The organism is Chamaesiphon sp. OTE_75_metabat_556 (assembly GCF_031378165.1).
In the GTDB taxonomy this organism is placed as follows: Bacteria; Cyanobacteriota; Cyanobacteriia; order Cyanobacteriales; family Chamaesiphonaceae; genus Chamaesiphon.
Genome location: NZ_JANNDR010000026.1, coordinates 19,867 through 28,548, shown reverse-complemented (window position 1 = coordinate 28,548; position 8,682 = coordinate 19,867). Strand labels below are relative to the sequence as shown.

9 protein-coding genes and 1 pseudogene are annotated in these 8,682 nt (G+C 46.1%); 7 read left to right on the top strand and 3 right to left on the bottom strand.

Going from position 1 to position 8,682, the window contains the following annotated elements; translation table 11 throughout:
• Positions 1-291 (top strand): annotated as a pseudogene (locus RMO27_RS01190) (hypothetical protein); the annotation flags it as partial.
• Between the two features lie 102 nt (positions 292-393).
• On the opposite strand, the gene RMO27_RS01185 reads toward RMO27_RS01190, so the two are convergent.
• Positions 394-1,263, bottom strand: a complete 870-nt coding sequence (locus RMO27_RS01185) for a pentapeptide repeat-containing protein (protein ID WP_309728287.1) — start codon at positions 1,261-1,263, stop codon at positions 394-396.
• Positions 1,264-1,266: 3 nt separating this feature from the next.
• On the bottom strand, positions 1,267-1,908 hold the full coding sequence (locus tag RMO27_RS01180) for a hypothetical protein (RefSeq protein WP_309728285.1): 642 nt from the start codon (positions 1,906-1,908) through the stop codon (positions 1,267-1,269).
• A 109-nt stretch (positions 1,909-2,017) separates the two neighbouring features.
• Here RMO27_RS01180 and RMO27_RS01175 point away from each other — a divergent pair, with 109 nt between their 5' ends.
• Entirely contained in the window at positions 2,018-2,164 is a 147-nt protein-coding gene (locus RMO27_RS01175) for a hypothetical protein (RefSeq protein ID WP_309728282.1), read from the top strand.
• Here RMO27_RS01175 and eno read toward each other — a convergent pair.
• Positions 2,156-3,421 (bottom strand): phosphopyruvate hydratase, encoded by a 1,266-nt coding sequence (eno, locus tag RMO27_RS01170; protein ID WP_309728292.1) that lies wholly within the window; start codon positions 3,419-3,421, stop codon positions 2,156-2,158. The two genes, RMO27_RS01175 and eno, sit on opposite strands and share 9 nt — an antisense overlap.
• A 200-nt stretch (positions 3,422-3,621) precedes the next feature.
• Between eno and gloA the strand changes: the two genes are divergently transcribed.
• The 5 genes from gloA to RMO27_RS01145 all read left to right on the top strand — a co-directional run bounded on the left by gloA (position 3,622) and on the right by RMO27_RS01145 (position 8,544).
• Positions 3,622-4,008: a lactoylglutathione lyase gene (gloA, locus tag RMO27_RS01165; RefSeq protein ID WP_309728280.1), complete on the top strand. Its 387-nt coding sequence runs from the start codon at positions 3,622-3,624 to the stop codon at positions 4,006-4,008.
• A 120-nt stretch (positions 4,009-4,128) separates the two neighbouring features.
• Complete coding sequence (locus RMO27_RS01160; protein ID WP_309728278.1) at positions 4,129-5,586, top strand: DNA phosphorothioation-associated putative methyltransferase; 1,458 nt, start codon at positions 4,129-4,131, stop codon at positions 5,584-5,586.
• On the top strand, positions 5,583-6,371 hold the full coding sequence (locus RMO27_RS01155) for a GH25 family lysozyme (RefSeq protein WP_309728275.1): 789 nt from the start codon (positions 5,583-5,585) through the stop codon (positions 6,369-6,371). The genes RMO27_RS01160 and RMO27_RS01155 overlap by 4 nt, the downstream gene beginning before the upstream one ends.
• 185 nt (positions 6,372-6,556) lie before the next feature.
• Positions 6,557-7,297 carry a 2-phosphosulfolactate phosphatase family protein gene (locus RMO27_RS01150; RefSeq protein ID WP_309728273.1) on the top strand — a complete coding sequence of 247 codons (741 nt, stop codon included), beginning with the start codon at positions 6,557-6,559 and terminating at the stop codon, positions 7,295-7,297.
• A 146-nt stretch (positions 7,298-7,443) separates the two neighbouring features.
• A complete protein-coding gene (locus RMO27_RS01145; RefSeq protein WP_309728271.1) occupies positions 7,444-8,544 on the top strand; it encodes a glycosyltransferase family 4 protein in 1,101 nt (366 codons plus the stop codon).
• Positions 8,545-8,682: the final 138 nt, after the last annotated feature.

The following is an 8,682-nucleotide window of genomic DNA, read 5'->3' as shown; positions in this document are numbered from 1 at the left end:
CCCACCGTCACTCCTAGCCCTTCAGTGACACCATCACCATCCGAATCACCAACACCGATTGTCGTACCCACTCCGACGCAGACAGCAACACCGACGCCAACGCCAACCCCAACTGCTACTCCGAGTACTTTTTATCCGCCTCGATCTCGACCAACTCCTTCAGCAACCCCCACACCAACGCTAACCCCAACCCCAACTGCATCCCCATCACCAGAAAACTCTTCAACACCGATCGATCCAAGTCAGTCGCCTGAAAATATTAATACTCCCAAGCAGACGCCACTCTTTTGAAGATGTGAATGGCAGCGGTGGCGATCGAATTCTCGATCCTTCTAAGTCAACGCCAATACCAGTCTAGTAGTTAGCAAATCTAGTGACGATCTATTTATCAATTTAATGGATCGCGCCAGTAAAGATGGTTTCGGTTAACTTGGCGTTAGTCAGTACGGTGCGCTGGAGATTGGTGTAGCTGAGATTGGCACCGGATAAGTCTGCACCAGATAAATCTGCACCAGATAAGTCTGCGCTAGTTAAATTGGCTCCGCGCAACTTGGCACCATGCAAGGTTGCGCCGATTAAGCTCGCTTTGGTCAGATTCGCCCATGAGAGATCGGCACTAGTCAAATTGGTGCGATCGAAATTAGCAAACATTGCATAGACGCTGACTAAATGCGATCGATTCAGCCGTGCCTGGGTCAAATTGGCGCGATACAGATGCGCCGCACCCAATTCTGCTGCCACTAAAATCGCCTGAGACAGATCGGCATGAGCGAGATTAGTTTGAACTAAATTGGCATAACTGAGGGTTGCCCGTTGGAGGCAAATCCGATCGAGATCTGCCGCTCGAAGCTGGGCGGCGGTTAGATCGATCGCGATCGCATTGACGTCTGCTAAATTAGCCTCTCGCAAATCGGCATCACTAAAATTACTGCCCATCAGATTGGCATTGCTTAAATTCGCACGTTGCAAGTCGGCACCCTGAGCGCGACCATTAATCATCTCGATCGATTGTAAATTGGCCTCGACCAGATCCGCGCTATCGGCGATCGCATTGTTGAGGTTTGCGCCGACGAAGCTAGCCATGACTAGCTTGGCATCACTCAGATTCGCCCGTCTCAAGTTGACATCATGCAGATCGGCACCGCGTAGATTCAGCCCCATCAACCGCGCATCGCTCAAATCTGGTGCTTCCGGCTGTTGCGATCGCCACTTCAACCAGGCCACCGCACCGCGCTGCAACATCTCTTCTGCACTCGCGTTCATGGCCTACTCCCGCTGACCTTTGTCTGGAAATGGCCGACCGGGTAAACTTTCTAATGCTGCTAAAATTCCCGCTTCAGCCGCCTTGATATCGCGTTCTTCACCACCCAAATACAATCTCCCAAAGGCACCTACTGCCGAAATTTGGAGAATATTAATTAACGCCGATTTTTCGGCTTCATTAGCGGCAATAGCGGCATAGGCGGCGGGTTCTACTTCCAAGACATACAAAGTCTGTCCGGCGAGAATCATGTTTCCCCGCCGACTCCGGTTGATCATCTGGGTATGATGGGCGGTAATATTCCGAATGATCCGACTCGAAATCACGCGTGGCTTCAGACAATCCGACTGACGAACGCCGAGATAGGCCAGAATCGCTTGTCCGGCAGCGTGAACGTCACCCTGATTGCTGGCATGAATTTCCATCAAGCCATACAAGCGTTCGATAATCTGGACGCCTGGTCGGACTTGTGCGGATTTGAGGGCGATATCCATCATTTGGTTGATTTCGACCCCAGGGGAAACCTCGATCCACAAGGATGAATCCGCTGGCAATGGCAAAAACCCCTGGGCTTCTGTACCCAGATATGCGGCATGTTGGCGTTGCAACCGATCGATAAAGACGTAACTGCGGAGGTCGATTCCCAATGGATTAGAGGTTGAGTAGTAAATTTGTGAGTGTGAGGTTTAATCCTACTGAGAACAAACATTCACCTGGATCGATCTGCTCGAATTAAAATATTAATTAATTGTAAAAATGTATCCAGCCTCACCAGTATACCCTAGATGGATTGTCCTCGATCGCCCTGGCTCTGTGCCACCAGACATAAAAACAGCAGGGGCAATTCATCAATTACCCCTGCTGTTCGGACGATCGATTCGTAACCGCGATCGATTATTCTAAGCCAGCATAGATGGCGAGATCGCCGAGTTCATCTTCGATCCGCAGCAGGCGGTTGTATTTGGCGACCCGTTCGCTGCGACATAGAGAACCCGTCTTGATCTGTCCGGCGCGGGTAGCGACGGCGAGATCGGCAATCGTGGTATCTTCAGTTTCGCCAGAGCGATGACTGATAATCGATTTAAAGCCGTTGCGAGTACCCAGATCGATCGTTTGTAGGGTTTCGGTGAGGGTACCGATTTGATTGAGTTTGATCAAAATGGCATTGGCCGATTTTTCCTTGATGCCTTGGCGCAACCGGACAGAGTTAGTTACAAACAAGTCATCACCAACGAGTTGGACTTTCGAGCCAATTCTCTGGGTGAGTAATTGCCAGCTTGCCCAGTCGTCCTCATGCAAACCATCTTCGATCGAGACGATCGGATATTTGGTCGTCAGATCGGCTAAATAGTCGATAAACTGCGCTGGTGTATGGCTACTGCCATCGTAGACATAGTTACCATCTTTGTAGAACTCACTGGCGGCCACATCGAGAGCTAGCGCGACTTGTTCGCCTGGTTTGTAGCCAGCCGATTCGATCGCCGCGATCAATAGTTCTAACGATGCCTGATTGGACTCCAGATTGGGCGCAAAGCCACCTTCGTCACCCACACCAGTCAAAAGACCTTTTTGGTCTAAAACTTTGCTTAAAGAGGCAAATACTTCGGCTCCCCATCGCAAAGCTTCCTTGAAGGAAGTCGCCCCGACGGGTACGATCATAAATTCTTGGAAGTCGATGTTGTTTGCTGCGTGAGCACCACCATTGATCACATTCATCAGCGGTACGGGCAACAGATTTGCCAAGGGGCCGCCCAAATAACGGTAGAGCGGTACTCCGAGGGCATTAGCGACTGCTTTGGCATTAGCTAGGGATACCGCTAAAATAGCATTAGCCCCTAATTTTGATTTAGTCGGCGTACCGTCTAATTCGATCATCGATCGATCGATCGCGATTTGATCGAATGCATCCATCCCTTCGAGTGCTGGCGCAATCTTGTCATGAATGTTGGCAACAGCCTTGAGGACACCTTTGCCCCCATAGCGGCTGGCATCATCATCCCGCAATTCGTGGGCTTCAAAACTACCCGTCGATGCGCCGCTAGGGACTTGAGCTAGCCCAAATCCACCATTGGCTAAGTATACTTCGGCTTCTACTGTCGGGCGACCGCGAGAATCGAGAATCTCTCTAGCTCTAATTTCCGCAATCGCCATGTCTGGCATATTCATAGTCATTCCCTCATCCTTCAATCGCGTTGGCGTAGCCTACCGTAGGTAATCGATCTGTCCGTAAACAATGTAGCTTGACACCCCAATTATCCGTTCCTCGGCACCGATCGGTGCCAACAGGTTATCATACGACCTGACGACACATTAAGTTAGCAATTTTAGTCACCAATTTTTAAATAAAGCGATTTTTAGCTATGCGTTTACTACATACGATGCTGCGAGTGAGCGATTTAGAAGCATCTCTGCGCTTCTATTGTGAAGTGCTGGGGATGAAATTAATTCGCAAACAAGATTTTCCTGATGGCAAGTTTACGCTCGCTTTTGTCGGCTATGGCGCGGAATCTGACAGCACAGTCATCGAACTTACCCATAATTGGGATACTTCAGCCTATACGATCGGTGATGCCTACGGTCATATCGCGATCGGGGTAGATGATATCTATGCTACCTGCGAGCAAATTACAGCCAAAGGCGGCAAAATCGTCCGCGCGCCAGGAGCGATGAAACACGGCACGACTGTGATTGCTTTTGTGGAAGATCCGACTGGTTATAAGGTCGAATTAATTCAAGTCGGCAAATAACGCCAAAATCTGTAGGGGCGGGTTTATATAAAAAACATCGAGTTCACCAAAAATTTAATTCAAGCCCACCCAAACCCCACCAGTATTTGTCATGTTCCGTCAAGAATGGTGTAAGATTCCATGTCTCAAATACCGAGTACAGTAGAAGTAGAACGACATCGCGCCGCCATATCGCGAGTGGAACTATCTCGTCCGGTAAGACTGGCAATCGAGTCGGGTATTATTACATCAGAAACAACGATTTTTGATTATGGTTGTGGGATTGGTGGCGATGTCAAAAGGTTGAAATCGCAAGGATATAACTGCGAAGGTTGGGATCCATATTATTTCCCTGATATTGAGATTCGAGCGGCAGATATAGTCAATCTCAGCTATATCATTAATGTCATCGAAGATCCCGCAGAACGCGATCGAGCATTGAGTCATGCGTGGGAATTGACGGGACGAGTATTAATCGTTGCTGCGCAGATTTTAGTCAACGATCTCAGTGGGATGTTAGCTTATGGTGATGGGATTTTAACTAAGCGGAATACCTTTCAGAAATATTATCAGCAAGTAGAATTAAAAGAGTATATCGATCGAGTCCTAACAGTTGATGCGATCCCAATCGGTTTGGGGATTTTTTTAGTATTTCGCGATCTAGCTCAAGCCGAAAGTTTTCGAGCGGCAAGACTTTATACACGGATGACGACGCCGCGCGTCAGAGCTGCGAGCAAACGGTTTGAGGATTATCAAGTCCAACTTGCACCATTAATGGAATTTGTCAGTCAGCGCGGACGGATACCGATTAAAGGAGAATTAGCCGCAGAAGCTGAATTAGCTAGCGAATTTGGAAGTATTAAGCGGGCATTTCAGATTGTTTTAACCGCTACTGACGAAGCAGAATGGGATACGATCGCCTATCAGAGATCGTTAGATTTACAAGTTTATTTAGCTCTATCACACTTCGGTCAAAGACGGAGTTTGCGAAATTTATCTGCGGCAATGAAAGCAGATATTAAAGCCTTTTTTGGTAGTTATGATGAAGCATGTGCAGTTGCTGATCGATTATTATTTAAGATTGGCGAACCAGGTGTGATTAAACAAGCTTGTCAACATAGTAAAATCGGGAAATTATTACCAGCGGCACTATATATTCATATCTCCGCTCTCAACGAAATTGATCCCAAGCTGCGACTATATGAAGGTTGTGCCAGCCGAAATATCGGCGGTACTGAGGATGCAAATCTGATTAAGTTTCATACCGATAAGCCCTGTATCTCCTATCTCTATTATCCAGATTTTGAATCGATCGCCCATCCAGCCTTGCAGTGGGCAATGCTCATCGATTTACGAGATTTAAGCTTACGATTTCGCGACTATTCCCAATATGAAAATCCGCCAATCCTGCATCGTAAAGAAACATTTTTGAGTCCAAATCATCCTTTGTATCTAAAGTTTGCTAAATTCACCAAATCTGAAGAAAAAGCTGGATTGTACAGTGAAACTAAAACGATCGGCAATCAACATGGATGGGAGCAACGGCTGCAATCCTATGGCGTGAAAATCAAAAACCATCGCATAATTCGGCAAGTATGAAGCAGACCAAATTTCCTCTGTTCAAATCTCCCAAGGTTGGGAGAAGATCTTTGTTTGTGATTCTGTTATGTTCGTTGTTGACAATTAGTGGAGTTGGAGGTTTATTATTTTATTTTGGCATCATTCATATCAATTATCCAGATCGCAACCGATTTCCAATTCGTGGGATCGATATCTCCAGTCATCAACAGCAGATTGATTGGGCGCGGTTAGATCGATCGACAATAAACTTTATTTTGATAAAAGCAACTGAAGGGGGCAATTTTAAAGATTCCCGCTTTCAAGCTAACTGGCAACAGGCTCGAAAGCAAGGTAAAATCGTCGGAGCCTACCATTTTTTCACCTTTTGTAAATCGGGACGCGAACAAGCCCAGAACTACATCGATACAGTACCGAAACAGCCAGGGACATTACCTCCAGTTATCGATCTAGAATTTAGTGGCAATTGTCGATCGCAACCGACACAAGCTAAGCTAGAACAAGAGTTGAATACTTTCATCACGATCGTCGAAAAGTTCTATCGAAAGCGACCGATCTTGTACGTTACATATGAATTTTACGATCGATATCTCCGCGATCGCTATCCCACTCAACCAATTTGGATTAGCGATTTTTATAGCTTTAATAAGTTGCCAATATTAATCGACGGTAAACAGTGGCTATTCTGGCAATATAGCGAACCTGGTAGGATTTCAGGAATATCTACATTAGTAGATCTGAATGTTTTTAATGGGGATAAAACTCAATTCGATCGATTGGTAAATACAGAGGTAATGCAAAATTGACAGTAGCGAATCCAAATTACCTCTGTCCGCCAATAGTATCGCAATCGACTAAATATCGATTCTCTTCCAGAGAGGCTCCGCCAACGCATTTGTCCGTAGTTTAGAAATTTTCGGGTGCGACTGGCATTAAGATTGAATAGGGTAAATAACCACCCTGACGAACCAGCCGTATTTTTGTCTTAATTGTGAAACTATATACTTACCACACCCCCGAACGCACCCCTGCAAACGAACTCCCCGTCTGCGCAATCGCGATCGATGTACTACGAGCGACCTCAACCATCGCCGCAGCACTAAAGTCTGGAGCTGAAGCCATCCAAGCTTTCAGTGATATGGATACGCTGATGCAAGTGAGTGACAAGTGGCCATCTGAATTACGTTTGCGCGGTGGTGAGCGGGGCGGTGCTAAAGTAGCTGGTTGCGATCTCGGCAATTCGCCGCTAGATTGTACGCCAGAGGTAGTGGGTGGTAAACGGTTATTTATCAGTACCACCAATGGTACTCGCACCTTACAGCGCATCCAGGATGCCAAAATCGTCCTCGCCGCCGCCTTAGTCAATCGGCAAGCGATCGCGGGTTATGTCATCTCCCAGCAGCCAGAGACAGTGTGGATGGTAGGATCGGGATGGGAAGGCGACTACTCGCTCGAAGATACCGTCTGTGCGGGGGCGATCGCCGATAGTATAATTACTAAATTAAATTTACCATTGGCAGAAGTCGCCGGTAATGATGAATTAGTAGCCTCGATCGCGTTGTATCGTCAGTGGAAAGACAATCTTTTGGACTTATTTTACCTCGCCAGTCACGGACAACGGTTGGTACGATTGGAATGCTTTGACGACCTCAAATTCTGTGCCACTCCTGATACTCTAGATATTATCCCAATTCAAACTAGTGTCGGCGTACTGCAAGCTCATGCCTCTTAATCGATACTACTAATACCTGCAAAATATCTGCAACATACCATTAATCTGTAGGGGTGCCCCTTGTGGGTACCCAAAGGTTTCAGCCGCAACTTTGTACAGGTATAAATAACCGTAACTATTTCAACTAATCGATCGGTAAGCAAACATTGAAACATTTAGTTTATATCTTACCTTATCTCAATCAGGGCGGCACCGAACGACAGGCTTTAAGTCTCGTCCGAGAGTTTCAAGATCGTTATCAGATTTCATTACTCGCACCAACAGGTAAAGGATTACCACCTTTTTTAGAACAACAACTTACTTACTGTGAATTCACAGCCTGGGAGCGGAACTTTTTTCAGGGATTGAGAGAACTAATTGCTGGCATTAAAGCCGCACAAAAACGTCAACCGATCGATCTGATTCACGTTCATGGCGCACATGAATTAATGATTCCCGTACGGTTATTATTTCCCAATTTGCCGATCGTCTTTACCGTCCATGGCTATCATGGAGTCAGTGCGGATGTTAGCTATCGGTTAGCTTGTTTATTTGCCAATCTGTGGGCAACGCGAGTAATTTCTGTCTGTCAAACTGAGTACGATATTTTAGTCAAGTTTGGGATGAACTCAGCCAAGCTAGAGATGATTTATAATGGCGTACCGACACCAATACTCGATCGATCTAAAGTCACATCGCTAGCTAATCAATTCAATTTAGATCCGACAACCCAAACAATTATTGGTACGGCGGCGCGACTATCTGAAGCAAAAGGCTTGACTTATCTATTACAAGCATTCGCACGAGTAGCTAAAGACAAACCAAACCTCCGGTTAGTTATTGCAGGTGTGGGCGATTTAGAACAACAACTCAAACAGCAGTCTCAAGATTTAGGGATTGCAGAAAGTACAATTTTTTCAGGTTATGTTAACGATCTGCCAGAATTGATGAGTCTATTTAACTTCTTTGTATTGCCTTCGCTGCAAGAAGCTTGTAGTCTAGCCTGTGCCGAAGCAATGGCACAACAAAAAGCCGCGATCGGTACGACGATCGGTGGTATCATCGAACAAATTGCTGATGGCAAAACTGGGTTTCTAATTCCACCCAAAGATGTGGATGCCTTGGCTGAAAAAATTCAATGCTTACTCGATCGACCGGAATTAGTCGAAGAATTTGCACGTAATGGAAAGCAACGGTATGAAGAGTTATTTACACTCGATCGAATGCTAATTAAAACTGAAGATTTATACTCTAAACTTCTAAATTAAATCATGCCATCTTTACTAGGGTAGTTAGGGCAGATTTGTCCCAGCTTAGTTTTCAAGTAGTTAATCTCTAACATAAACCTGCCTCTACGGTATCTGAACCACTGTATATCCTGCATCCTCCTGGTAGCCTGCGGTTAA